The sequence below is a fragment of the Paraburkholderia rhynchosiae genome (assembly GCF_002879865.1).
GTDB classification, from domain to species: domain Bacteria; phylum Pseudomonadota; class Gammaproteobacteria; order Burkholderiales; family Burkholderiaceae; genus Paraburkholderia; species Paraburkholderia rhynchosiae.
This window is the reverse complement of sequence record NZ_PNXY01000132.1, coordinates 1-443: the sequence shown is the minus strand read 5'-3', so window position 1 is coordinate 443 and position 443 is coordinate 1. Positions and strand designations below refer to the sequence as shown.

Here is a 443-nt window from a genome sequence, read left to right as displayed (position 1 = left end):
GGTACGTTCCGCATCATCCGCGACAGCGATATCGAAGTTGAAGAAGAAGCCGAAGATCTCGTCCGCTTCTTCGAAACCGCGCTGAAGCGCCGCCGCCGCGGTTCGGTCATCCGTCTTGAAACTGACTCCGAGATGCCGGCTTCGCTGCGCCAGTTCGTGGTTCAGGCAACCAACGTGCCCGATAACCGCGTTGCCGTTCTGCCGGGCCTGCTGGCCCTGAACACGCTGTCGGAGATCACCAAGGCACCGCGCGACGATCTGCGTTTCCCCTCCTACAATGCGCGATTTCCCGAACGCGTCCGCGAACACGCCGGCGATTGCTTCGCCGCTATCCGCGAAAAGGACATGGTGGTTCACCACCCCTACGAGTCCTTCGACGTGGTGGTCCAGTTTCTGCTCCAGGCTGCGCGCGATCCTGACGTCCTGGCCATAAAGCAGACGCT

At 61.4% G+C, this 443-nt stretch carries 1 pseudogene; it reads left to right on the top strand.

Annotation, left to right across the window (positions count from 1 at the left end):
* Positions 1-443, top strand: a pseudogene (locus C0Z16_RS37140) (RNA degradosome polyphosphate kinase); the annotation flags it as partial.